Below are 22,761 nucleotides of genomic sequence, written 5' to 3'. Positions count from 1 at the left end.
CCAGGCGCCCGTCCCGCAAGGGCCCATGGCCGTTCAAAGTTTCGTCGCGCTCCAGTCCGCGCCGCCGCTGGTCGTGCCTTGCATCGTCGTCCCCTCGATGGTGCCGCTGTAGCGCACGCCATTCGCCGTAAACGAAATCCGCCTTCCATCGAGCCGCCCGTTGACGATGGGCGCCGCATCCAGCGTGCCGCTCAGCATCTGGTATTTCTGCGTCAGCCGCAGCTCCTGCTGCCCCATGCGCCAGTTCCCCCCTACCCTTGCCGGCACGATCCACAGCAGCGCGGTGCAATAGTGTTCGCAGCCGCCCTGTACCGACGTGGACTGGTCCGGTTGCCAGTCCCCCATGCCGAAGCTGTTGGAAACGATGCGCGTCCCGGGCCGCAATTGCAGCAGCCGGGGACGAAGCTGCTCATTGATCGATGGCAGCAGGAACATCGTAATGACCGTCGCATCGGTCAGGTTGGCCTTGAACAGATCCCCTGTGATGAAGGTGGCGCGGTCGGCGACACCCGCCTCCTGTGCGTTGCGCCTCGCCAGCTCTACCATTTTCGGGTTGTATTCGATGCCTTGGGCGCGCAGGCCCCGCCTGGCCGCAGTGATCACCGTCCTGCCGTCGCCCGACCCCAGATCGAGCAGACGATCCTGCGGCGTCACCTTCGCCAGGTCCAGCATGCGGTCCACCACCGGCTGGGGCGTCGGCACCCATACGACGTCCTTGCCTTCCTGGCCCACCATGGGCACGTACGGCTTCCCCTCCTGCGCGGACGCGGGCGCGCTTGCCAGCGCGGCCAACGCCATGCCAACGGCTACGCACGCGAGGCGGGTCCTGCATAGCGGGGAAGCGGGGGACGGGTCGGCCATCATGGTGCTCCTTCTCGAATTGCTCGCAAGGTACGGAAAAGGATAGCGGCTTTTGGGCGCGGGGACGACGCCTTCATCCCTATGCAGGGCAGGACCTCCATCCATTGGGCATCATGCGCCCGCGGTCATTCGCATATGCCGGATTAACAAATAGGCAGTTATTCGTTCCGCCTGCGGCCGTGTCCCTTCACCATTGGCCCCTCCCTCTTCCAACCATGCGAGGCCCAGATGAGTGCCGTATTGAACCGCATCGAAGTACTGCCGCAGTCCGGGTGGACCGGCGCCGAGATCGTCGGCGTGGATTTGCGCGAGCCCCTTCCCCCCGAGCATATCGACGTCATCAAGGACGCGCTCCGCAAATGGAAGGTCGTCTATTTCCGCGACCAGTTCCTGGACCATGCGCAGCAGATCGCCTTCGGCCGGCAATTCGGCAAAGTCACGCCCGGCCATCCCTACGAGGGAGACGTCGCGCCCGCCGGCTTTCCGGAAATCCATACGGTCTCCCCGCGCGCCTACGAAAAGCGCTACGGCAAGAACTACACGCGCAAGCTCAGCGCCAACGGTCCCGGCTGGCATGCGGACGTCACTCCTTTGATCAACCCGCCGGCGTACTCGATCCTGCGCGCGGACGTCGTGCCGCCCTACAGCGGCGACACGCAATTCACCAACGTCGCCGCCGCTTACCAGGGGCTGTCCGAGCCCATACGCAAGCTCATCGACGGCCTGCGCGCGGAGCATCGCTTCGGATCCAACTACAACGCCGAACGCAGCGACGAGCGCATCGGCGAATGGGTGCGCACCAAACCGCTGGCGTCGATTCACCCTGTCGTGCGCGTGCACCCCGAGTCCGGCGAACGCGTCATCTACGTGAACCCCAGCTTCACCAAGCAGATCGTCGGGGTGTCGCCTCGCGAAAGCCGCTATATCCTGGACCTGCTCTTCGACCAGATACAGCGGCCGGAATACACCGACCGCTTCCGCTGGAAGCCCGGCAGCATCGCCTTCTGGGACAACCGCGCCGTGCTGCACCTGGCGCCGCGCGACTTCGAGCACCTGGACTTCGACCGGGTCCTGCATCGCATCACGCTGGAAGGCGACGTGCCGGTAGGAGTGGACGGCCGGCCGTCCGAGTCCCTGGCGGGCGAACCGTTCCGCGGAGCATGACCATGGACGGCGCGATCGATGCGGCCGCCGTCGGCAGACAGCGTCCGGCCGACGACGGGACCGTGGGGCTGGTCGACCCCCGCGCATATGCCGTCCGCCCGGCGGGCGCCGGGGCCCTGCCGCGCTGGCTGCAACGGCTTCTGGGGCCGGCGCTGCTGCTGGCCGCATGGCAGCTGCTGACCCTGGCCCAGGTCTTCGACCCGCGCACGACGCCCGCGCCGCTGACCGTATTGCGCACGGCCGCCGAGCTCGCCGCCAGCGGTGCGCTGCTGGACAACCTGGCCGCTTCGCTGCAATTGGTGGTCAAGGGACTGGCGCTGGGCCTGTCGCTCGGCCTGGCGGCCGCCGTCGCATCGGGCCTGTCGCGCGCCGGTGAAAACATCATCGACGCGAACATGGAAGTGCTGCGCGCGGTGCCGAACTTTGCGCTGCTGCCGATTCTCATCGCATGGTTCGGCATCGACGATGTCTCCAAAGTGCTGCTGATCGCGCTGCACGTCGTGGTGTGCGTCTACATCAACACCTACAGCGCCATACGCAACGTGGACGCGGGCCTGATCGAGGCGGCTCGCACCTTCGGCGTCGGCCAACGCGAACTGATCGCCGCCGTCATCCTGCCGGGTGCCCTGCCCGGCTTCCTCGTCGGCCTGCGCATGGCCCTGACCGGCGCGTGGCTGTCGCTGATCTTCGCGGAAACGATCAACGCGCCCGTCGGCCTGGGCCGCATGATGAGCGACGCTCGCGAGTACTTCCGCGTGGACGTGATCTTCGTGCTGCTGGCCGTCTACGCCCTGCTCGGCCTGGCGTCGCTGGCGTTCGTGCGTTATCTGGAAGCGCGCCTGCTCGTGTGGCGGAGGGCTTTCGATGGCGCGTGATGGCCTGCTTGCCGATCCTCCCGCCGTCATCGCGCGCGGACTGAACAAGCGTTTCGGCCCGCATGCGGTGCTGCGCGATTTGTCCATGGACATCGCCCAAGGCGAATTCGTGGCGCTGCTGGGCCGCAGCGGTTCAGGCAAAAGCACCTTTCTGCGTGTGCTGGGCGCACTGGACGGCGACGTGTCGGGGGAACTGCGTGTGCCGGCGCGGCGCGCCGTCGTATTCCAGGACCCCCGGCTGTTTCCCTGGCAGCGCGTCCTGCGCAACGTCCTGGTCGGCCTGCCGCGCGACGTTCGCACCCGCGCGATGGCGTTGGCCGCGCTGAACGAGGTGGGTCTGTCGCACCGTGTGGACGCCTGGCCCCGCACGCTCTCCGGCGGCGAAGCGCAGCGCGCCGCGCTGGCCCGCGCACTCGTACGCCAGCCGCAGCTCCTGCTGCTGGATGAACCTTTTGGCGCCCTCGATGCGTTAACGCGCATCCGCATGCATCGTCTGCTGCAGGATCTGCACCGCCGCCATCGCCCCGCGGTGCTGCTCGTCACGCATGACGTTGACGAAGCCATCGCACTTGCCGACCGTGTGCTGGTCCTGAGCGATGGGCGGATTGCGTTCGATGCCTCGGTCGCGATTCCAGCGCCGCGTCACCACGCCGATCCGCGCTTCGCCGCCCTGCGCGAACGGCTGTTGCGAGCGCTGGACGTGGAAGCCGACTAGGGCAGTCCAGCCCGGGCGTCTTTTTTTATTCGATGGAGTGATGGATGCGTTGGCTTTTGACGTCTTTGTCTTTTTGCGGCCCGGCAGGTTGGCCGGCCCGCCGTATCCCGAAGCGTCGCGGGCGAGGACTCGCGACGCTGGCCGCGATCGGTCTGGTGTTTGCCCAGGCCATCGCGCCATGCGCGGCGCGAGCGGCTGACGTCCCCGCCACGTCCGGCGCCGACGACAGCACGCTCGCCGCCAGGCTGGCGCGGGCCGTGCCGCGCGGCACCCGCCTGATCGTCGCCGAACAGGCCGGCGAAGGATCGGTGCCCTGGAAGTTGTCCGGCGTGGGCGCCGACGCGCCTTACGCCGTCACCTTCGCCACCTTCAACGGCGGTCCCGCCGTCCTGGAGGCGCTGGTGTCCGGCGCTGTCGATGTCGGCTACATCGGCGAGGCGCCCTTGCCCATCGCCGTCGGCGCGGGTGTGAAGGACCTGGTCGCCATCGCCATCACGGCCAACCCGGGCAGCCCCGCCAACACATATCTGGTGATCCAGCCGGAGAGCGGCATCCGCAAGGTCGAAGACCTGCGCGGCCGCACCGTGGCCTATCCGGCCGGCACCGGCCGCCACATGATCCTGGCGAGCATCCTGCACGATCACGGCCTGGATTTGCGCAAGGACGTCAAAGGCGTACAGGTGGCCGGATCCGAAGTGGCGCCAACCTTCTCGTCACGCGCGGTGGACGCGGCCATCGTACTTGGCCACCAATACTTCCGCCTGGGATCGCCGCCCGTCCTCGCCAATGGCGCCGGCCACAACTGGGGCCTGAACCCCATCGTCGCGCGCAAGTCCGCTTTGGATGACCCCGCCAAATCCGCCGCCATTGCGGACTTCCTGCGCCGCGCCGTCGCCATGTACAACTGGCAGGCGAAGCACCCCGACGATTGGATCACCGCCAACTACGTCAAGCAGCGTGGCATGACCTTCGAGCAGGGGAAGCTGTTGTTGAAGGAGGAAGGCATGGGCACCTACTACCCCATCGACGCCGAGCTGACCGAGGTCTTCCAGCAGATCGCCGACGGCTTGGTGGAGACAGGCGCACTCCGGACGAAAGTGGATATCCGCCCGTATGTCGATGGCCGCTACAACGCCATCGTTCAGGCGCAGAACCGCATCGACGACGCCATCCCGCGTCCCTTGGTGAACGACGGCCAGTTGGATGACGGGTCGCGCAAGCCGGACAGCCAGCCGTTCGTTTTGAAGTGATCGGGCCGGACGGCGGCTACCGTCAGCGCTCAGTTTCCGAAGCTGCGGCGCAGGCGCTGGATTTCGGCCATATTGAGCCGCTTCGCTTCCTGCTCTGCATAGTCGCGTTCGCCAGGCTCATACGAGCCTTCGAATATGCATTTGCTGCGGTTCCAGGTACAGCGGTCGCCGGTGGCAGAGGCGGCCTTCGATCCCGAAACCGAAGCGGCAGCGCGCGGGCCCGGCGCCTCGGGACTCGTCTTGGTCGACGAGCAACCGGAAACGATGGCAACAAAAAACAGAACAGCGACGCGGCGGCTCAGCATTGGATGAATATCTCCCTGGTCCTGCAAGGCGCTAAAGCTCATCTGAATCGCCGCTCGCATCGGCGGCGACTGCTGTGATGCCCGACAGGGGGCCACTTGAAATCGGGGCTGGAACGCCGACCGGCGACCAACTTGATTGACAAAAGAAGCAGCCTTTACAGTACACCGGCTGCGTATCGGCGTTCCGGCGTACGAGCGGAAGGAGGCTGACGCCTGCCGGCGCGGCTGCTGGCCAATTATGGACGAAAAACGGGGTGGCGGAATGACTCAATGATGTCCCTTTCATGGAACCAGACCCTTGTGGCGGCAGAATATCCCGTTCATTTTCGCCCGGTTGCCGCGGGGTGACGTTCTCATCGTCCTGACAAGCCTCGCGCAAGCGCAGGCGTACCGGGCCGTCGTTTTCCCGAGGATCGTCGCGAGCTTGCCGCATTTCAGGCCGTACCTGGCGCGGGAATGGCGGTCAGTCGCCGTATATCGGAATACAGAATGATGGCGGCCTGCACGAAAAAACCCGCCGCCGCGGCCAGGATGCACGCGGAGGGACCGTACGCCGCCGCGATCACGGCCGCGGCGAACCCGCCAATGGGCCGCGCCCCGAACGTACATGTCGTGACAACCGCCGACACGCGCCCCATCAACGACGCTGGAGTTACTGCTTGCCGTAACGTCGCGGTGGTGGCGGCCCAGACCACGGGGCCGGCGCCAAAGAAAAAGAATCCCGCCCATGCCAGCGCGATGACGGGCAGCCAGATTGCCGACGCCATCAGCACCGCGCCAAGGAGGCCGCCTATTGGGCCCACGGTTATCAGCATCCCGAACGGCAGGGCACGGGCCAGGCGGGGTGTTATCAGCGCGCCGCATACCATTCCAACCCCATAGATAGCCATGGCCGCGCCCACGTCCGCCGCATTCATATTCAAGCGCTGAGCGGCGAAGGGAACGAACGATGCTTGCAGGATGAACCAGGAGACGTTGAATACCACGGCCGTCATCAGCACGGGACGAAGATGCGGGTTCAGAAACGTAAATCGGCAGCCTTCGCTCAGCTCGTGAAGGACATGGCGCCGTTGTGCCGCAGGCCGCCGCTGTAGCGGCAGCGTCGCGGCCATGCCAGCTGCCGTCGAGGACAACACCAGCGCGATCGCATAGGACGCGGCACCCCCGGTGGCGTGATAGAACAGGCCGGCAATGCCCGGGCCGGCGGTAAAGGCGACGCTTCTCGCCAATTCCAGCCTGCTGTTCGCCACGGGCAGGTCGGCGCGGTCCACCAGCATCGGCGTCGTGCCGGGCGCGGTCACGTTATAGCCGACGGTACCGGCCGCGCCCAGGAATCCGAGTGCCGCCAGATAGGAAAGGGTCAGCGTATCCGAGAAGAGCAGCAACAGGATGATCGAAACGCTCGCGCTGCGTATCAGCTCCGCGCCGATCAGCATGGCGCGAGGCGATGTGCGATCCGCCAGCATCCCAGCGGGAATCGCCATCAATAGGAAGGGCGCGCTTTGCACCATCTGCAACATGGCGGTTTCGCGCGCCGTCGCCTGGAACAAATACACCGCGATGATGGGCGCTGTGGCTAGACCGATCTGCTCGGCCGCCTGTGCGCATAGATTCGAGACGGCAAATCGGCGAAACGCCGCGCCAGGCCTGTCCGCTATCTTCATATCTCGCTGGGGCATCGATATTGGGATAGGCTTTTTACAGGCTGGGCCGGATCGAAACGCTCCGAAAATTGCCATGCCCCGGATCGCTACGGACGGTGCGTTGTCTTGGAACCTTGCGTGGCGATGGCTGCAACCGACGTGATGCTATGGCCTGGAAGCCGCCAAACCTTCGGCTGATCCCTGCGATCTTTTCTGCTCTCCAGGCACATCGACGCTATCTGGTGAGTCAGCAGAAATAGGACACGCCCACCCTTAAGGTTCAGTGGAAGTCCGTGGAAAGTCGATGTGGAGCGGGTGATGGGAACATCACGCCGCACTCAAATCGTTGATTGATAACGGGTTTATTCCGTTGGCGCTACGGATTCAGGCCAGATTATGTACCTGTAGCGAGCCCTCGGCAACTCGGCGTGCCCGCTACTGCCGCATTGGCCTACCCAGAGCCGTCAGACGCTGCCCTGTGCCAAATGCAAGAGCCCCCAGCCAATCCCAGGCTCATCCAGCCACCTCACGTCTCACGCAGGGGCAACGCCGTCCGGCAGGAAGCCACCATGTTCATCGTCATGCAGGCTGAGGTACTCAAGTCGCCATTGATCCACACGCCGAAGGTCGGCGAGGGTCATGTGTGTATCTGGGACTGGCTCGCAGGCGTCGAGGGCGATTTCCGTTGCCGCATCGGGAGGGCCGTACGCTTCGATGAAAAGCTCTCGCAATTGTTGTACTACGCTCTCGGCGGACTCACGCGCACCTGGCCCACCTTCGATGGCGTCATAGGCCACCGATATGGACAACGCATAGGGTTCACCATCAGAAGCCTCAATGCCCCGCTGCTCACCCAGATCGAAGAACAATCCCACCAGATGTCGGGCTTCGGGAGCGAGGATGCGGGCGATCCGGCTCTTGACGTCTCTCTTGCCGACACGCTTCGCAAGCCGGTTCTCGAAGGCGTTGGGGAACGCGGGCCGGCCATAGCGTGCCGCCAGCCATTGCTTCAGGGTGCGCTTCGATTCATCCGAAAGCGACGCCTCAAGAAACCGAGACGCACTCTGGCCAAACTCGACTCTCGGGATGGATCTCTTCTCTGCATGCCGCAACTCCAGCACCATCGAGCCTCCATCCGCCTTGTCATACGCAAGATGCAGCCGCCGGGGGTTCTTGGCATGGGACAGTTGCGGATCCCCACGGGCATCGCCGATCAAGTCCGCCACGATGACCTCAATGCAGGGTTCGTGCGGGTGGGGGATGTCACAGTCGTGGGAGATCACGACAGCGAAACGGCCATCCTCCAGTGACTCGACCAATCCCAGTTGCAGCGATCCATCGCTGGTCAGCAAATCTCCCTGCCGCCATGACGTCTCCCGGTCCAGCATCGCGCGATCCCCGAATCACTGCTCGGGATAGCCAGGAATGGAAGCAGCGGAACGCCAATCATCCGTTGGCGCGGCCTTGCTCTTGGCCAGTCCCGACCTTTCGTATGCCGCATCCATGGCCTGAGCCTCTGAGATCAGCGTTTGGACATGCTCCATGACAGTCTGGTTTGCAGCGATGAGATCCAGGAGAGACCTGCCGTCAAACGCCTTCATCTTCAGCATCATTGGCCCCCGTTTGACGCCTGCTTCGCGAAAGGCGTCGGCCACTTGGCTGAGTGCCTGTATCCGAGCGAAGTTGTCCGCTTCTGGCGTCGACTCTCCCCCCAGCCATTTGTAGATCGCTTGCCGGGAAACGCCAAAGGTCCCGGCGAGATCGGCGATTGCTGGATTGAGCACCTCACGGATGTTGGCCAGATGCTCCGAAGCGCTTCGCAGATCGGGACGAGCTGCCTCCTCGCCATCCACCTCGATTTCGACGTGAATGGGAGTCCGCGCCTCCACCAGCCTGCGCCATTCCCCCGCCCGGGTCACATCGAACACGCTGCCAGTACCGCCAACCAACTGCGTGATCCCCATCAGGGCGAAGGCGGCCGTGGCCGCGACCCGAACGGGCACGATCGACGGCGAAGTCCTGATTGTTGGAAACGTCTCGGTGTACATGCGGGTCTCCAGTGCTACGCCCATGCCCGGCGCGCATGATCCGTGATGGTTGCCTTGAACACGGACTTGATCGGGGCATGCAACGAGCGCAGTTGTTCTTCGAGCTTGCCGAGGTCGATAGGCATGCGACCTTCGCAAAAATGGTCGGTATCGAGCACACCATGCTCGCGTGGCGCGGTCATGGCGAAACGCGGATTCAGTGCCAGCCCGTTCGGCAACATATCGGGAGGAAAACCAAGCTGCGCCGTTGCCCTGTATACCCTTGCAACCAAGGTTCCGCCGGGAACGAGTGGACCAACATCGGTCGAGAATACGGATTCGCTCATTGCGTGCCGGCGAACCGCGTCGAATCCCACCCCATGGACGCCACCGACAAGGTACTGTTCGACGGACTCCCCGTCTGCCGGCACCACCGCATCCAGGTAGCGCAACCCAAGCCGACCCACATGGTCAAGGCTGACTGCTTCATGCACGGCATCCAACCCCCGCAGTAATTCCGGAATGAATGTCTTGTGGGTGTCGTAATGCGTCGTATGAAACGTGATTGTCGAAGGGGACAGGATAAAGCCCGCAGATCGATCGCTCCTGGTCAGGAGCCAGGATACCGTTTGCTGGATCTTTGGTTCGGCTTGTTGTGCCTGGCCTGGCCCGGACACGACCAAGTGAGTGACCTGCTGCGGCTCGAACAAGGGGTACCCTTCACGACGCAGTCGATCTTGTATTTGGTCGACATACTTGACCATGGCCGCCACCGGATTGAAATGCGCCTGTGCCAGCGCGTAGTACACCGGCGCATTGGACATTCGTTCGCTCACAGGCCGCTCCATCTTCTCGGTTGACACTTCAGTTGCCAGTTTACACCATGGTTGACATCCATTCCAGGGGACTTGCTCAATGCGGCTGGATCAGGGGGACGCAAGCCAAGGAGAAGGCGCCGTCAAAAGCCTTCCAGTACGTCGACACTCCCGCTCGCGTCACCATCGCCGGCTCCCGAAGTTCGCCCAGCCGGCTGCCCTTGCCAGCGGGAAACGCTGCGCACCCGCTGTGGCAACGATTCCCGCACCAGTTCCATGCCAAGGGCGTCCTTCTCCAGGGTCATCGCCCTTGACAGGTCATCGAGCCGGCCCAGCATGTGCAGCGCGCGCAGGAAGGTGTGCAGCGCGGTGCCGGGATAGCCGTCTTCCATGCGCCTGACGGTGCTCAGGGACGTGCCGATGCGCTGAGCAAGGTCTTCCTGGCTCAGGCGGCGCATGCGCCGTGCCGCCGAGATGTCCTGCCCCAGGCGATGCAGCGCACGCGCGACGGGCTGCGGCATGGCTACCTGGGCACCGGAGCGCTTCTGACCGGAAGAGGACATAGCTTAAGCCTCAGATATGAACTTAATTCAGCAATAAGCATTCAAATTTGAATGCATAAGTATGGTCTGGTCAACAAGCCCAAGCTTGGAATCAGTAGGCCATGAAAAGGCTGGCTGCTCTCGGTCCGTTACCCTGCTTGCAGTTCTGGGGACCGCGCTACGCCATCGTGCTGTCCTGATCTTGCACGACGATCAGGCCACCAATGCCCAATGAGACCCGACAGGCAATCCCCTCGTCATCGCTAGTCCTGTCGTCGGAACCACCCAATCGCTCCTTCCCATGAGTGCGGAACCGGACTGTCATGCTTTGTCGATCTGTAGGCAGACCCCTCGGGTCTTGCCCGAAACCTGGTTGCACCCCGTCGAGGCGGCATCGCCACACCTGTTTCCGCCCGCACTGCGTCTGCTGATGGACCGTCGCTGTCTTGCACGCCGGTAACGCCCTGGCTCGAACGCGAGAAGACCGAATCCGTCTTTCGCCGCGATGGCGTCTGTAGCAAAACCTCGGTATCGAGCCATCCTGCCATGTGCAGTCAACCGCTTGAAGCATACCGCCACGCAGAGGCTCGGTGCTGGTGGACAAGCGCCATATCGACAGAGCGGCTGCTCTGCCGAACATCCGTCATCCTGGCCTTTCCCACAAGCCAAGCCGCCACCGTCTCGCGCCGTGAAGGCGCGTCCCGGCAGCGATTCCAATCAACGAGGGAAGCAGATGTCCTGAATCCGGTTACCAGGGAGCAGTCATGCGCAAGTCATCTTCTTCCGGCGCCCACGCCAAGGTCTTCTACCGTCCGATCGAGGCGGCCATCCAGTGGGCAGGGCTGTCGCGTTTCGAGCGTCGCATCCTCGATGTCGCCAAGGGGATGAACCGCTTGCCGGAGCACCCCGAACTGGCACGCTGGCCACAGCTTCGCCTGAACGCGGAACGGATCTACGACGCACTGGTGCATCTCGACCTTCCCTACGGCAAGGACGGCATCACGAGCAACGACCCCGCCTTGCTCGATGACCCCAGCCTCACGATCCGACATGTCGATCTGAAGGCCTGGATGATCCGCTTCTATCCCGACCAGCGACCGGCCTTCCTGTTCGATGCCTTCGAGCGTCACCTGCATCCGGCCGTCAGTGTCGATGCTGTGCAGGCACTGGTCATGGATCGCGAGGCATTGAAGCTCCAGCTTGCCGACAGGGTGCAAGCCTGGGATGCGCTCTATGCCCAGTTCCAGACGCTCAGCCAGGAGCACCAGGCGCGCACGGAGCGCGAGAAGCGTTCCGGGGTGCCGGGCGCCCGCAGTGAGTCCACCTACTTGAACATCGTTGGCGGTCTTCTGACCCTGCTGCTGGGCAAGTCGCCCAATGGCGTTCCCTATTCGTCCTTCGAGACGCTGGAATCGGTCATCAGTGCGCTGGTTGCCCATTACGGCGACAAGTCCGGGATCAGCGAGCGAACGCTGTGGGCGAAGTTTTCGGCAGCCAGGCGTCATCTCGCCACCCAGGACCGCTGACTGCAAGTGCAGACGCCGAGCCTGCACTTGCGGTGACTGCGCGGGAACCGCGCTATTGAATACGGGGCACGTCCATCACCGCCGCTACACAGCGCCAAGGAGTGCCCCTCGTGACTGCCCAGACCATCGCCACCGCGACGCCGAACGAACACCGCATCCTGCGCCGCGCGGAAGTCGAGGCCAAGACCGGCTTCAAGCGCGCCCACATCTACAACCTGATCAAGGAGGGCAAGTTTCCCAAGCCCCTGCGCCTCGGGGTACGCGCCATCGGCTGGGATTCGGTGGAGATCGATCAGTGGATCACCGATCGACTCAGGGAACGGGCGTGAGCCCGCGCTCCGTCGGAATCCCTTCCACGAGGAGTCGCGCCATGCAGGTGGTATCCATCATCTCGACCAAGGGTGGCGTCGGCAAGACGACCACCGCAGCGAACCTGGGCGGCTTCATCGCCGATGCAGGGCTGCGCGTGCTGCTGCTGGACCTGGACGTACAGCCCACCTTGTCGAGCTACTTCACGCTCGGCACGCATGCGCCTGCCGGCATCTACGAGATGCTGGCCTTCAACGAGCAGCGTATCGAGCAATTGGCTTCGCAGACCGCTGTGGCGGGTCTCGACCTAGTGGTGTCGAATGACCACCGCGGCGAACTGAACACACTGCTGCTGCACGCACCCGACGGCCGGCTGCGCCTGCGTCACCTGCTCCCCGCGCTGGCGCCGCACTACGACCTGCTGCTGATCGATACCCAGGGAGCGCGCAGTGTGCTGCTGGAGATGGCGGTACTGGCCTCCAGTCTGGCGCTGTCACCTGTGACGCCGGAAATCCTGGCGGCGCGTGAGCTGAGGCGCGGCACGCTGCAACTGATCGAGGACATCGCTCCGTATCGGCACCTCGGCATCGAGCCGCCACCGCTGCGCTTGCTCATCAACCGTGTGCATCCGGTTTCGTCGAACGCCCGACTGATCCAGCAGGCCCTGCGACAAGTGTTCCAGGCGCACGCTGGCATACAGGTCCTGAACACCGACGTCCCGGCCATCGAAGCCTACCCACGTGCCGCAACACGGGGGCTGCCAGTGCATCGCGTCGAGTATCGGCAACCAGTAGGCCGCAACGCGCCTGCGGCATTGGAGACGATGCGTGCGCTGGCGGGAGAACTGTTCCCGGCCTGGCGGGAACGCTTTGCGTGCGTTACCGGCAGAGGTCACGCAGCGGGAGCCAGTCATGGCGAACGCGCATGAACTGGCGCGCGGCCATGCGCGGCTGCGTACCCTGATCGAGTTCGCGCTGGGCGAAGGCTGGCACGTAAAACGCACGCGCGGCGGGCACCTGGTGTTCACCAAGCCCGGCTGCGCCGCGATCTACACCAGCTCGACCGCGAGCGATCACCGCGCGAGCCGCAACGCTCGCGCGCAGCTTCGCCGCGCCGATCGTCAGGCACCAGCGGCATCTCGGGAGAGCAGCGATGGCTGAGCCGACGCCTCAGGACATGGCCGCCAAGCTGCTGACCAAGGGCTTCGACCGCAGCGGCCCGTCGGCAGCGATCTTGAGCGACCCCATCGCCGACACGCCGATGGTGGTGACGCTGGACGAGCTGCGCCCCTATGAACACGACCCACGCGTGACGCGCAACCCGGCCTACGAGGAAATCAAGGCCTCGATCCGCGAGCGCGGGCTGGACGCCCCGCCCGCGATCACCCGCCGGCCGGGCGAGGCGCACTACATCATCAGGAACGGCGGCAATACGCGGCTCGCCATCCTGCGCGAACTGTGGAGCGAAACCAAGGAAGACCGCTTCTTCCGGATCGCGTGCCTGTTCCGCCCGTGGCCGGCGCGCGGCGAAATCGTGGCGTTGACCGGGCACCTGGCCGAGAACGAACTGCGCGGTGGGCTGACCTTCATCGAGCGCGCCCTGGGCATCGAGAAGGCGCGCGAGTTCTACGAGCAGGAAAGCGGCCAGGCGCTGTCACAGAGCGAACTCGCACGGCGGCTGACGGCCGACGGCTATCCGGTGCCACAGTCACACATCAGCCGCATGAACGATGCGGTGCGCTATCTGCTGCCGGCGATACCGAACCTGCTCTACGGCGGCCTGGGACGACATCAGGTGGACCGGCTCGCGGTACTGCGCAAGGCGTGCGAGCGCACCTGGGAGCGGCGTGCGCTGGGCCGCACCGTGGCCGTGGACTTCGCCACCTTGTTTCAGGACGTGCTGGCGCAGTTCGACACGCAGCCGGATGACTTCTCGCCGCAGCGGGTGCAGGACGAACTGGTGGGCCAGATGGCCGAACTGCTGGAGGCGGACTACGACACGCTGGCGCTGGAGATCAACGACAGCGAAAGCCGCCAGCGTGCGCTGACCAGCGAACCGGCGGCGCCGATGCCTTCGGCGGCGTCTGTCGTGCCTGCTGCTCCTTCCGCACCGGTCTCCGCACCTCAGCAGCTACCCGTGTCGTCCGTACCGCGCGACACCACGCCGGTCTCGCATGCGGTGTCAGCAGCGACACCGCCTGCATCGCCCGAAGCGCCAGAGGACCAGCGCGGACCACGCGACGAGCGCCTGCAAGGGCACATCGTGACACCGGCGCCGACCACCGAGCGCCTGCAATCCATCCAACGGATGGTCGCGGATCAGTTCGGCGACAAGCTGCCCGACTTCGAGGCCGACGCGCTGCGTGCGATCCCCGTGCAGGCCGGGGGGCTCTTTCCCATCTCGGACGTCTGGTACATCGAGCCGGGGCTGGACGTGCCGGATCGCCTGCGCGTGCACATTGCGCAGTTCGCGCGCGAGATCGCCGAGGAAGCGGCCGTCGCCGACCACATCGAGGCCAGCCTCGGTGGCATCGGCTTCGTCTGCGCGGCGCCGGCCGTGGGCCACGCGAAGGCGCTGCCAGCATTCGCAAGGGCGGTGCTGACCCTGCTGGATGCGCTGAGTTCGGTGCCACCCGCCGCGAACGGCTTGGACCGCGCACTGCTGGCCGACGAACTGGCGGCGCTGCTGCATGGCCACGGCGGCTCGGCCACACGGCTGAGCGATGCTGCGCTGGTGAAGCTGTTCCGTCTCCTGCGCCTCGCGCGCCGGCTGCTGGATCTGGAAGCCGGCGTAGCGAGCCAGGATTCCTGAGCGCAGGAGGCTCCCGTATGTCGGCACCGCACCCGCTCAACCAGGCCGTGATCGCCCAGGCCCTGCATGACCTGCGCAACGGCCAGTTGCGCCGCTGCAAGGCCATGGGCTTCGGCGAGGAGGAACTGGATGCGCTGAAGCACCCCGAACTCGTGAGCATGCTGGTGAATGCCACGGTGTCGTGGTGTTCGGTGTCGGTGAACCGGGAAGTGTTGAAGCGGCTGCTTAGCCAGGTGCACGACGTGGAGCGGGAGATCGCCACGGTGGACCGCATGCTGCGCCTGGGGGCGAGCACGGAGATGGTCAGCAAGTTCTACGGTCTCACCCATCAGGAAGTGGCGCTGCGCCGCGACATCCTCGGGCTGCCCAAGCGCAAGGGCCGGCATCCGGTGCTCGACGAGGCGCAGGACGTGGCCTTGTGGGAACGCTGGAAGGCCGGCGTCGCCGAGCGCCATATCGCCTTGACCGACGACATGGCGATGCTGGCGCTGACCATGGACCTGGCCGAGGCCATGACTCTGCCCATGTCGGTGATCTGGTCGGCGATACGGAACTGGATCGACCAGGGGCTGGTGTAGCCATGGCCACGTGCGGCGCACCACGGCGCGATGGCCCAGTTGCGCTGTCGGCGTTGTTCGACGAGGCGCTGCGGCACCTTGAGCCGAAGGAACTGGCGCAGGGCACGGCGCCGAACCAGGACGGTTTCCTCTACAGCGGCAACCGCCATGAGAGCGTGCCGCGCCGACTGTTCCTCGACCGGCGCCTGACGCCGCTGGAGCGCAACGCCTGGCAGGTGTTCCGCCTGCAGCTCAGCGACGACGGCGTGACCGCCTTTCCCACCTACGACCAATTGCGCCCCTACCTGGCCTCGATGCCCTGCGCGGCGCAGGCATCGCACGAGACCGTGGCGCGCGCCCTGACGCTGCTGCGGCTGACGCGCTGGCTGAGCCTGGTGCGACGACGGCGCGACCCGAAGACCGGCCGCATCCAAGGCAACCTCTATGTGCTGCACGACGAACCGCTGTCGCCCTTCGAGGCGATGCAGCTCGATGCCGACTACCTCGGCCTGGTCAGCCAGGCGCTGACCCATGCCGCCAAGGCGGTGCAGATCGTGGGCATGAACACGCTCAAGGAGATTGCCGAAGACCCGCTGCTCAGCGGCCGCACGCTGCCGACCCGCCTGCAGGTGCTGGCGCAGCGCATGGCGCTGCATGGCTGGACGACGCCAGGTTATCTACAGGAGGGTGCCGACCACGAATCCGAAGAAGGCCAGGAAGCCCTTCTTCGGAATGGTGTGCGCCCGTCTTCGGAATCCGAAGCAGGGCTGGAACCCGCGCAGGACGGCCATCTTCGGATTCCGAAGGAGGACCGTACAGTACGTATGAATCGTATAAATAAAGAAGTACGTACAGTACCGCGCGCGAGGGCCTTGCAGAACCTGCGGCTACCCGAGCGCTTCCTGCGCCTGAAGGACGAGCAACAGGCCGGTGCGCTGGTGGCCCTGCAGCAAGTGGACGAAGCGCAGCGCCAGGCGGTGCTCGACGAGTGGGCGGCGCGCAGTGGCGGCAGCACGGTGCGCAACCCGGCTGGCTACCTGTTCGGCATCATCCAGAAGGCGATCCGTGGGGAGTTCAAGGCCTGGGCGGGCGACAGCGCCACGGTGTCGCCTGCTTCCCGTCCACCCGCACCGGCACCGGCGCCATCGGCACCGCCGGTATCCCCCGAAGTGGCGCGCGCCCACCTGGCGCGGCTGCGGGCGGCCCTGCGCGACCCGTGACCGGCCGAGCTATCCCCAGGGGATAGCTGGGACAGGGAGCCTTCTGGCGGGTCGATCCGGCCACACCCTTGCCAAGGTCTCAATTGAGATACAAAATAGGGGCTAATGCATAACAGGAGAATCAACGATGGCCGCACAGACTTCGATGCTGCACATCCGCGTGGACGACAGGCTCAAGGCCGATGCCGCCGAGAAGCTCGCCGGGGTCGGCCTCACCGTTTCGGACGCCGTGCGCATCCTGCTGACCCGTGTGGTCAAGGAAGGTGCGCTGCCGGCTGGCCTCACGGCCGACCCGGAGGCCTACGATGCCTGGTTCCGGGCAAAGGTCCAGGAGGCGCTGGCCGACACACGGCCGCCGGTGCCGCACCAGCAGGTCATGGACGAGGCGCAGGCCCTGATCGACAGGAAGCGGCGTGCGCGTACTTGAGTGGCGGCAAGCTGCCCGCGCCGACCTGCTGGCGATTGTTGACTACATCTCGGACGACAACCCCGATGCCGCGCAGCGGTTGAAGAACGACATCGAGGCCAAGGCCGCAAAGCTGCCGGAGCGCCCGAAGCTCTACCGGCCTGGCCGCGTGGCCGGCACGCGGGAGATGGTCGTGCGTGCGAACTACGTGGTGATCTACATGGAGGACACCCGCGCGGTGTCCATCCTGCGCGTGTTGCACGCCGCGCAGCAGTGGCCGCCGGCACGGGAGTGAAGGCGGTTTTCATCAGTGGAGATTCACCATGAATGCCAAGGAGCCTGAAGCAGCCAAACTCAAGGCGCTGCAGGAAGCAGCTTGCATGGGCTGGGCCGACATCGCCGCCGGCCGCCATGCCGATGTCGCCGACGGCCAACTCGAAGGTTTCATTGCACAGTTGGGACAGCAGGCGGCGCTTGCCGTCGCTACCCGCCGCGAGGCTATCCCCAGGGGATAGCTGGGACAGCCAGCCTTCCCGCCACGGACAAACCAGGCGCACGCCGATTGCGGTTTGTTGACTGACGGCCTTCCGGTCGGTGCCGATGCTGGCGACTCGTTCCGTTAATGCGAGTCGTCACCCATGGCCTATGACCCCCTGCAATTGAATCTCGGGTCGCTGCGCAGCGCGATGTCGCTGACGCTGCACACTCATCACGCTTCGCGCATCTGGCACGGCCGTGCGCCGACCGAGGGACGCGCCGGCATCATCGGTCTCAACGGCTTCATCAGCGCCATGAACAAGATGAAGCGCGGCGCCGAACAGGACGATCCGTACTCCGATTTCTGGATGCTGCGTATCGAAGACAAGCTGGAGCAGACCAAGAGCACGCTGCAGGCGCTGCGCGAGCAGGTGGACCAGGCGCTGGCTGATGTACCCCCGGCGCTGTCGCTGGGCGAGAACATGAACGTGCAGCCGGTGAAGCTGCCGCTGTTCGTGAATGCCCAACTCGGCTTCATGGCGGTGTACCTGCTGGCCGACTACGACGACCTGGCACGCAAACTCATCCTGGCGCACCACACGGCGCTGATCGACCGCAGCACCTTGGAGCGCTGGCTCAATGATGGCGCGCACGCGCTGCGCAGCCTGTTCTCGCTGGCCCAGCAGTACCGCTACTCGGGCACGACGCGCGACGACTTCGCGGCGAAGAACGCGGCGGCGCGAGCGGCGCTGGAGAAGTTCGGCGAGTTGCCGCAGGACGTGCTGGAAGGCACGCGCCGCTCGCGTTTCGCGCCACCCATCGCGCGGCGGACGACCAAGCCCGGCACGCCGCCTGCTGCGCCCGCCATCAAGCCCGATGCGCCGGCTCACAAGGATGGCGCAGCCAATCCGGCGACGGGTAATGAGGGTGCTGACGCATGACGGCATCGCCCCCCATCGGTCACTCCACGCGCTTCGTGGCGCTGGAACAAGCGGACTTCCAGCGGCTGGAACACGCAGGCTACCTAAAAGGCCTTTTACAGCCCTTTAAGGGTAAGGGGAGTCTGGGGACCTGGGCCAGCCAGTGCGCAGCGCTGCGCGACGACGTAATTGGCCTGGCGCAGCGGCGTGTGCTGCCCCAGGCACGCGCCTACCCCTTCAGCCTGCTCGACGTGCAACTGGCCCAGCAGGCCACTGGCGCAGGGACGACCTTCCTGCGCTGGCGCAACCTCGACCGTTCCTCCATGGGCGTGGCGTTGTGGGAGGCCCTGCTGGCCAACCCCGCGACGCCGGGCTCGCTGATCGACGAGCTGTACGCGATCGAACTGCAGCGCATCGTGCTGAACATGCAGATCAGCCTGACCCACAGCATCGCCCGCCAAGCCCTGGAATGCGCCAACAAGGCCGCGCAGGCCGAAGCGGCTTACCTGCGGCGCGTCCACGGGCGTACCGCGTCCGTTCCACCCACCACCAAGGAGTCACCATGAGCACGCACTTCGTCGGCGAGGGCAACATCGGTTCTGCGCCGGACTACCGCGAATTTCCGAACGGCAACGACGAGCCGCGCCGGCTGCTTCGCCTGAACGTCTACTTCGACAACCCGATCCCGAAGAAGGACGGCGAGTACGAAGATCGCGGCGGCTTCTGGGCGCCGGTGGAGCTGTGGCACCGCGACGCCGACCACTGGAAAGACCTGTACCAGAAAGGTATGCGGGTGCTGGTCGAGGGCCGCACCGTGCGCGACGAATGGGAGGACGCCGACGAGAACGAGCGCGTCACGTTCAAGGTCGAAGCGCGGCGCGTGGGCATTCTGCTGTATCGCATCGCGTCGGTGGCGCTCAGCCCCAAGCCAGCCGGCGGACAGTAGCTCGCCAATCGCCGCCGCCCCCGAGGGCGGCTGTAGCAACCCTCATGCGCCCGCGATGCACCAGCGAGCTATCCCCAGGGGATAGCTCCAAGGTCGTCCACGGCGTTCCAGCCGCCCTCCCGAAACGACGCTCTTGCTGTGCCAGCTCCTGCGGTCTATGCGCACCGCTGCGGCAACGGACCGCCTGCCGATCACAAAGCGGCGTCTGCATCAATCGGCTTCCTTGCTGCCGGCATCTCCTGGCCCTGCCAAGCTGGCGCCCATCCAATGAACCGCACATTTTCAAGGAGGCTTCATGCGCGTGTTCCTGTGCGAGAAGCCGTCCCAGGGCAAGGACATCGCCCGTGTGCTGGGCGCTGGCCAACGCGGCAACGGCTGCTACAGCGGTGCGGGTGTCGTCGTGACCTGGTGCATCGGTCATCTGGTGGAGGCAGTTCCACCCGAAGGCTACGGCGAGCAATACAAGCGCTGGGCCATCGAGCAACTACCCATTGTTCCTGAGCGTTGGCGTGTCGAGCCCAAGGCGGCGACTGTGGCGCAGTTCAAGGTCGTGCAGCAACTCGTCGCCAAGGCGGGCGAACTCGTGATCGCGACCGACGCCGACCGCGAGGGCGAGATGATCGCCCGCGAGATCATCGACCTATGCGGCTACCGCGGGCCGATTCAGCGCCTGTGGCTGTCGGCGCTCAACGATGCGTCGATCCGCAAGGCGCTGGGTGCGCTCAAGCCGTCCGCCGAGACGCTGCCGCTGTATTTCTCCGCACTCGCCCGATCGCGCGCCGACTGGCTGATCGGGATGAACCTGAGCCGCCTGTTCACGCTGCTGGGCCGCCAGGCCGGCTACAACGGCGTGCTATCGGTCGGGCGCGTGCAGACGCCGACGCTCAAGCTGGTCGTGGACCGTGATCGCGAGATCGCGCGCTTCGTCTCGGTGCCGTTCTGGGCGACCGAGGTCGCACTGTCGCATGCAGGCCAGTCCTTCGCCGCAAACTGGATACCGCCCGAAGGCAGCACCGACGATGCGGGCCGTTGCCTGCAACAGCCAGTGGCGCAGCAGGCCGCCGACCGCCTGGGCGCCGCCGGCAGCGCCCAGGTGGTGTCGGTCGAGACGGAGCGCATGCGCGAAGGTCCGCCGCTGCCGTTCGACCTGGGCACCTTGCAGGAAGTGTGTTCCAAGCAGTTGGGCCTCGACGTGCAGGAGACGCTGGACATTGCCCAGGCGCTGTACGAGACGCACAAGGCGACGACGTATCCGCGCTCGGATTCGGGCTACCTACCCGAGAGCATGCTGGCCGAGGTGCCGACCGTACTCGACAGTCTGGTCAAGACCGACCCCAGCCTGCGGCCGCTGATCGAGCGCCTGGATCGCCAACAGCGTTCGCGGGCCTGGAACGACGGCAAGGTCACGGCGCATCACGGCATCATCCCCACGCTGGAGCCGGCCAATCTCTCGGCGATGACCGACAAGGAGCTGGCCGTCTACCGGCTGATCCGTGCCCACTACCTCGCGCAGTTCCTGCCGCATCACGAGTTTGACCGGACGGTGGCGCAGCTCACGTGCGGCGGGCAGTCGCTGGTGGCGGTGGGCAAGCAGATCGCGGTGGCCGGATGGCGCCAGATGCTGGCGGCGCCGGCCCTTGACGACACGGACGGAGAGGATGCACGGCGCGACCAAGTATTGCCAGCGTTGAAGGCTGGCGATGCCTGTCAAGTCGGTCAGGTCGAGCTGAAGGCATTGAAGACGCTGCCGCCCAAGCCCTACACGCAGGGCGAGCTGGTCAAGGCCATGAAGGGCGTCGCCAAGCTCGTGACCGACCCGCGCCTGAAGCAGAAGCTGAAGGACACCACGGGCATCGGCACCGAGGCGACGCGCGCCAACATCATCAGCGGGCTGCTGGCCCGCGGCTATCTCTTGAAGAAAGGCCGCGCCATCCGTGCATCGGATGCGGCCTTCACGTTGATCGACGCCGTGCCGGCGGCCATCGCCGACCCGGGGACCACGGCGGTGTGGGAGCAGGCACTGGACATGATCGAGGCCGGCCAGATGACGCTGGACACCTTCATCGCCAAGCAATCGAGCTGGGTCGCCCGGCTCGTGCAGCAGTACCGCGGCGCCACGCTGGACCTCAAGCTGCCGCTCGCGCCGGACTGCCCGCAGTGCGGCGCCCCGATGCGCCAGCGTAGCGGCAAGAGCGGCGCGTTCTGGTCGTGCAGCCGCTACCCGGACTGCAAGGGTACGCAGCCGGTCGAAGATGTCCCGGCAGGCAAGCGCGGCGCATCCGGTCGCACCTCCAGGACACCGCGCCGGCGCCCCAAGGCGAACTGACGCCCACGCCTCCCTCTGCCACGCCGGCCCTTGCGGACGGCGGGGCAAACCTCCCGCGCCCCGCGGAACTCCCCAGCGCGCGTTCCCTTCTGCAACGGTGTGCGCGTCCTGCACAGGCCAATCACGGCTTGCAGGGCGAGAAGGTCATTGCTTCGTCGAATCGCGCTCGCCGCGATTCCGCTGATCGAAGTGCTTCCGTCCATCCACGAGCGGTCTCCTGACGCCTTGGCCCGCAAAGCTGCGAGGTGCCAGGAGACCGCTTGCGGTCGACGGTATTCGGTGCCGGTGCCCGCCGGCGGAACAACGGGTTCCCTTTGTGTGTGGATGCACGCCAGAGGATGCCGGCCCCAGCCACGAAACGGGCCGGGTGAGATTGCTGACGCAGCGAATGGCTTTGACGACGGCCTGGCCTGCTTGCAGCCCATAGGTGGATTGATTCTTCTCCAGCCGAAGCCTTACGGGGCTTCGGCGCCTTTGTCGTGGGCGGACGGATCGTGCACTGCTGCTGCCGGCAGTGCTCGGGCCAAACCGGACGGCGGGCGGTTCCGTTTGATCGGCGACGGTGCGCCGCCGCGCTTCCATCCTTCCCGCATGTGTCGCTGACGGTCGTCAGCACCATGCCCTGGCAGCTCCGGTCTTCAAGGCTGCAACGCGCCTCGCCGCGTTGACCGATCCAGTCCGCCTCGCACCGACCACCGCGGACGCGCGTCGCCACGACGCGGGTGCTTTCGATGTTCAACCTTTCGGGAGGTCTCCGCTCCCGACAGGGCGTGGTGCTCCCGGTCTTCAACCACCAGGAGAAACCATATGTCCCTCGCGTTCGCATCGGCACCTTTGAGTGCTGAACAGGCCCGCGCCGAATCCATCGGCTACCAGGCCCTGGCCTACGTCGGCAAGCGCCTGCCCCTGCAGGTGCTGTGCAGCGCAGCCGGCCACTACATCGGCACCGCCGATGCGGATGGTCCCGTCTCGCGCGAGTCGGTCAGCTACTTCCGCTCGCACCACGCTGCCGAGCACGCCCTGCAAATGGGCCGCTGGCAGCAGCGCCTCCACCCGTGAATCCCAT

26 protein-coding genes are annotated in these 22,761 nt (G+C 65.6%); 19 read left to right on the top strand and 7 right to left on the bottom strand.

Annotated features, from left to right (window positions below; genetic code table 11):
• Positions 1-33 precede the first annotated feature (33 nt).
• Positions 34-864, bottom strand: a complete 831-nt coding sequence (locus CAL13_RS02170) for an SAM-dependent methyltransferase (RefSeq protein ID WP_086071370.1) — start codon at positions 862-864, stop codon at positions 34-36.
• Positions 865-1,089: 225 nt separating this feature from the next.
• Between CAL13_RS02170 and CAL13_RS02165 the strand changes: the two genes are divergently transcribed.
• Genes CAL13_RS02165 through CAL13_RS02150 form a run of 4 tightly spaced genes read left to right on the top strand, consistent with a single transcriptional unit; the run spans position 1,090 to position 4,865 of the window.
• The gene (locus tag CAL13_RS02165) at positions 1,090-2,025 is read left to right on the top strand and encodes a TauD/TfdA dioxygenase family protein (RefSeq protein WP_086055929.1); all 936 of its coding nucleotides are present in this window, start codon (positions 1,090-1,092) and stop codon (positions 2,023-2,025) included.
• Between the two features lie 2 nt (positions 2,026-2,027).
• Positions 2,028-2,900: an ABC transporter permease gene (locus tag CAL13_RS02160; protein ID WP_232467738.1), complete on the top strand. Its 873-nt coding sequence runs from the start codon at positions 2,028-2,030 to the stop codon at positions 2,898-2,900.
• The gene (locus CAL13_RS02155) at positions 2,890-3,615 is read left to right on the top strand and encodes an ABC transporter ATP-binding protein (protein ID WP_086071368.1); all 726 of its coding nucleotides are present in this window, start codon (positions 2,890-2,892) and stop codon (positions 3,613-3,615) included. Before CAL13_RS02160 ends, CAL13_RS02155 begins: the two co-directional genes overlap by 11 nt.
• Before the next feature lie 44 nt (positions 3,616-3,659).
• Positions 3,660-4,865: a PhnD/SsuA/transferrin family substrate-binding protein gene (locus CAL13_RS02150; protein WP_086071367.1), complete on the top strand. Its 1,206-nt coding sequence runs from the start codon at positions 3,660-3,662 to the stop codon at positions 4,863-4,865.
• A gap of 29 nt (positions 4,866-4,894) precedes the next feature.
• Here the strand turns inward: CAL13_RS02150 and CAL13_RS02145 are convergent, their stop codons facing one another.
• From CAL13_RS02145 to CAL13_RS02120, 6 genes are all read right to left on the bottom strand, one after another.
• Entirely contained in the window at positions 4,895-5,212 is a 318-nt protein-coding gene (locus CAL13_RS02145) for a hypothetical protein (RefSeq protein WP_232467737.1), read from the bottom strand.
• Positions 5,213-5,604: 392 nt separating this feature from the next.
• Positions 5,605-6,834 (bottom strand): MFS transporter, encoded by a 1,230-nt coding sequence (locus CAL13_RS02140; protein WP_086071366.1) that lies wholly within the window; start codon positions 6,832-6,834, stop codon positions 5,605-5,607.
• A gap of 512 nt (positions 6,835-7,346) precedes the next feature.
• Positions 7,347-8,201, bottom strand: coding sequence for a hypothetical protein (locus CAL13_RS02135; protein WP_086071365.1), 855 nt, complete (start codon positions 8,199-8,201; stop codon positions 7,347-7,349).
• 15 nt (positions 8,202-8,216) lie between these two features.
• Positions 8,217-8,861 carry a transcriptional regulator gene (locus CAL13_RS02130; protein ID WP_086073471.1) on the bottom strand — a complete coding sequence of 215 codons (645 nt, stop codon included), beginning with the start codon at positions 8,859-8,861 and terminating at the stop codon, positions 8,217-8,219.
• Between the two features lie 14 nt (positions 8,862-8,875).
• Positions 8,876-9,676, bottom strand: a complete 801-nt coding sequence (locus CAL13_RS02125) for a TIGR04255 family protein (protein WP_232467736.1) — start codon at positions 9,674-9,676, stop codon at positions 8,876-8,878.
• A 122-nt stretch (positions 9,677-9,798) separates the two neighbouring features.
• Positions 9,799-10,218: a helix-turn-helix domain-containing protein gene (locus tag CAL13_RS02120; RefSeq protein ID WP_086071363.1), complete on the bottom strand. Its 420-nt coding sequence runs from the start codon at positions 10,216-10,218 to the stop codon at positions 9,799-9,801.
• 743 nt (positions 10,219-10,961) lie between these two features.
• Between CAL13_RS02120 and CAL13_RS02115 the strand changes: the two genes are divergently transcribed.
• From CAL13_RS02115 to CAL13_RS02045, 15 genes are all read left to right on the top strand, one after another.
• Entirely contained in the window at positions 10,962-11,723 is a 762-nt protein-coding gene (locus CAL13_RS02115) for a hypothetical protein (protein WP_086071362.1), read from the top strand.
• Between the two features lie 110 nt (positions 11,724-11,833).
• On the top strand, positions 11,834-12,052 hold the full coding sequence (locus CAL13_RS02110) for an AlpA family transcriptional regulator (RefSeq protein WP_009461157.1): 219 nt from the start codon (positions 11,834-11,836) through the stop codon (positions 12,050-12,052).
• A 41-nt stretch (positions 12,053-12,093) separates the two neighbouring features.
• Positions 12,094-12,960, top strand: coding sequence for a ParA family protein (locus CAL13_RS02105; RefSeq protein WP_086071361.1), 867 nt, complete (start codon positions 12,094-12,096; stop codon positions 12,958-12,960).
• On the top strand, positions 12,944-13,192 hold the full coding sequence (locus CAL13_RS02100; RefSeq protein WP_048939778.1) for a hypothetical protein: 249 nt from the start codon (positions 12,944-12,946) through the stop codon (positions 13,190-13,192). Before CAL13_RS02105 ends, CAL13_RS02100 begins: the two co-directional genes overlap by 17 nt.
• Entirely contained in the window at positions 13,185-14,843 is a 1,659-nt protein-coding gene (locus tag CAL13_RS02095; protein ID WP_086071360.1) for a ParB family protein, read from the top strand. Before CAL13_RS02100 ends, CAL13_RS02095 begins: the two co-directional genes overlap by 8 nt.
• A 17-nt stretch (positions 14,844-14,860) precedes the next feature.
• A complete protein-coding gene (locus CAL13_RS02090; RefSeq protein ID WP_004255086.1) occupies positions 14,861-15,421 on the top strand; it encodes a DUF2857 domain-containing protein in 561 nt (186 codons plus the stop codon).
• Between the two features lie 2 nt (positions 15,422-15,423).
• Positions 15,424-16,620, top strand: a complete 1,197-nt coding sequence (locus CAL13_RS02085; protein ID WP_086071359.1) for an STY4528 family pathogenicity island replication protein — start codon at positions 15,424-15,426, stop codon at positions 16,618-16,620.
• A gap of 127 nt (positions 16,621-16,747) precedes the next feature.
• Complete coding sequence (relB, locus tag CAL13_RS02080) at positions 16,748-17,047, top strand: type II toxin-antitoxin system RelB family antitoxin (protein ID WP_086071358.1); 300 nt, start codon at positions 16,748-16,750, stop codon at positions 17,045-17,047.
• Positions 17,034-17,321: a type II toxin-antitoxin system RelE/ParE family toxin gene (locus tag CAL13_RS02075; protein ID WP_086071357.1), complete on the top strand. Its 288-nt coding sequence runs from the start codon at positions 17,034-17,036 to the stop codon at positions 17,319-17,321. The genes relB and CAL13_RS02075 overlap by 14 nt, the downstream gene beginning before the upstream one ends.
• A gap of 28 nt (positions 17,322-17,349) precedes the next feature.
• The gene (locus CAL13_RS02070; protein ID WP_027350501.1) at positions 17,350-17,541 is read left to right on the top strand and encodes a hypothetical protein; all 192 of its coding nucleotides are present in this window, start codon (positions 17,350-17,352) and stop codon (positions 17,539-17,541) included.
• A gap of 123 nt (positions 17,542-17,664) precedes the next feature.
• Complete coding sequence (locus CAL13_RS02065) at positions 17,665-18,444, top strand: PFL_4669 family integrating conjugative element protein (protein WP_086071356.1); 780 nt, start codon at positions 17,665-17,667, stop codon at positions 18,442-18,444.
• On the top strand, positions 18,441-18,989 hold the full coding sequence (locus CAL13_RS02060) for a DUF3158 family protein (protein WP_086071355.1): 549 nt from the start codon (positions 18,441-18,443) through the stop codon (positions 18,987-18,989). Before CAL13_RS02065 ends, CAL13_RS02060 begins: the two co-directional genes overlap by 4 nt.
• On the top strand, positions 18,986-19,369 hold the full coding sequence (locus tag CAL13_RS02055) for a single-stranded DNA-binding protein (RefSeq protein WP_086071354.1): 384 nt from the start codon (positions 18,986-18,988) through the stop codon (positions 19,367-19,369). Before CAL13_RS02060 ends, CAL13_RS02055 begins: the two co-directional genes overlap by 4 nt.
• Positions 19,370-19,664: 295 nt before the next feature.
• A complete protein-coding gene (locus CAL13_RS02050) occupies positions 19,665-21,695 on the top strand; it encodes a DNA topoisomerase III (RefSeq protein ID WP_086071353.1) in 2,031 nt (676 codons plus the stop codon).
• Positions 21,696-22,502: 807 nt separating this feature from the next.
• Complete coding sequence (locus CAL13_RS02045) at positions 22,503-22,754, top strand: hypothetical protein (protein ID WP_086071352.1); 252 nt, start codon at positions 22,503-22,505, stop codon at positions 22,752-22,754.
• The last annotated feature ends 7 nt before the right edge of the window (positions 22,755-22,761 follow it).

The organism is Bordetella genomosp. 9 (assembly GCF_002119725.1).
Classification (GTDB): domain Bacteria; phylum Pseudomonadota; class Gammaproteobacteria; order Burkholderiales; family Burkholderiaceae_B; genus Bordetella_C.
This window is presented reverse-complemented; position numbering and strand designations above follow the sequence as displayed.

Coding starts and splice junctions, on each gene's coding strand:
- CAL13_RS02145 (WP_232467737.1), bottom strand. CDS start 5,212: ATGAGCTTTAGCGCCTTGCAGGACCAGGGAGATATTCATCCAATGCTG.
- relB (WP_086071358.1), top strand. CDS start 16,748: ATGGCCGCACAGACTTCGATGCTGCACATCCGCGTGGACGACAGGCTC.
- CAL13_RS02115 (WP_086071362.1), top strand. CDS start 10,962: ATGCGCAAGTCATCTTCTTCCGGCGCCCACGCCAAGGTCTTCTACCGT.
- CAL13_RS02140 (WP_086071366.1), bottom strand. CDS start 6,834: ATGAAGATAGCGGACAGGCCTGGCGCGGCGTTTCGCCGATTTGCCGTC.
- CAL13_RS02095 (WP_086071360.1), top strand. CDS start 13,185: ATGGCTGAGCCGACGCCTCAGGACATGGCCGCCAAGCTGCTGACCAAG.
- CAL13_RS02045 (WP_086071352.1), top strand. CDS start 22,503: ATGTCCCTCGCGTTCGCATCGGCACCTTTGAGTGCTGAACAGGCCCGC.
- CAL13_RS02070 (WP_027350501.1), top strand. CDS start 17,350: ATGAATGCCAAGGAGCCTGAAGCAGCCAAACTCAAGGCGCTGCAGGAA.
- CAL13_RS02165 (WP_086055929.1), top strand. CDS start 1,090: ATGAGTGCCGTATTGAACCGCATCGAAGTACTGCCGCAGTCCGGGTGG.
- CAL13_RS02055 (WP_086071354.1), top strand. CDS start 18,986: ATGAGCACGCACTTCGTCGGCGAGGGCAACATCGGTTCTGCGCCGGAC.
- CAL13_RS02155 (WP_086071368.1), top strand. CDS start 2,890: ATGGCGCGTGATGGCCTGCTTGCCGATCCTCCCGCCGTCATCGCGCGC.
- CAL13_RS02090 (WP_004255086.1), top strand. CDS start 14,861: ATGTCGGCACCGCACCCGCTCAACCAGGCCGTGATCGCCCAGGCCCTG.
- CAL13_RS02050 (WP_086071353.1), top strand. CDS start 19,665: ATGCGCGTGTTCCTGTGCGAGAAGCCGTCCCAGGGCAAGGACATCGCC.
- CAL13_RS02085 (WP_086071359.1), top strand. CDS start 15,424: ATGGCCACGTGCGGCGCACCACGGCGCGATGGCCCAGTTGCGCTGTCG.
- CAL13_RS02100 (WP_048939778.1), top strand. CDS start 12,944: ATGGCGAACGCGCATGAACTGGCGCGCGGCCATGCGCGGCTGCGTACC.
- CAL13_RS02065 (WP_086071356.1), top strand. CDS start 17,665: ATGGCCTATGACCCCCTGCAATTGAATCTCGGGTCGCTGCGCAGCGCG.
- CAL13_RS02060 (WP_086071355.1), top strand. CDS start 18,441: ATGACGGCATCGCCCCCCATCGGTCACTCCACGCGCTTCGTGGCGCTG.
- CAL13_RS02130 (WP_086073471.1), bottom strand. CDS start 8,861: ATGTACACCGAGACGTTTCCAACAATCAGGACTTCGCCGTCGATCGTG.
- CAL13_RS02105 (WP_086071361.1), top strand. CDS start 12,094: ATGCAGGTGGTATCCATCATCTCGACCAAGGGTGGCGTCGGCAAGACG.
- CAL13_RS02160 (WP_232467738.1), top strand. CDS start 2,028: ATGGACGGCGCGATCGATGCGGCCGCCGTCGGCAGACAGCGTCCGGCC.
- CAL13_RS02150 (WP_086071367.1), top strand. CDS start 3,660: ATGCGTTGGCTTTTGACGTCTTTGTCTTTTTGCGGCCCGGCAGGTTGG.
- CAL13_RS02120 (WP_086071363.1), bottom strand. CDS start 10,218: ATGTCCTCTTCCGGTCAGAAGCGCTCCGGTGCCCAGGTAGCCATGCCG.
- CAL13_RS02135 (WP_086071365.1), bottom strand. CDS start 8,201: ATGCTGGACCGGGAGACGTCATGGCGGCAGGGAGATTTGCTGACCAGC.
- CAL13_RS02170 (WP_086071370.1), bottom strand. CDS start 864: ATGATGGCCGACCCGTCCCCCGCTTCCCCGCTATGCAGGACCCGCCTC.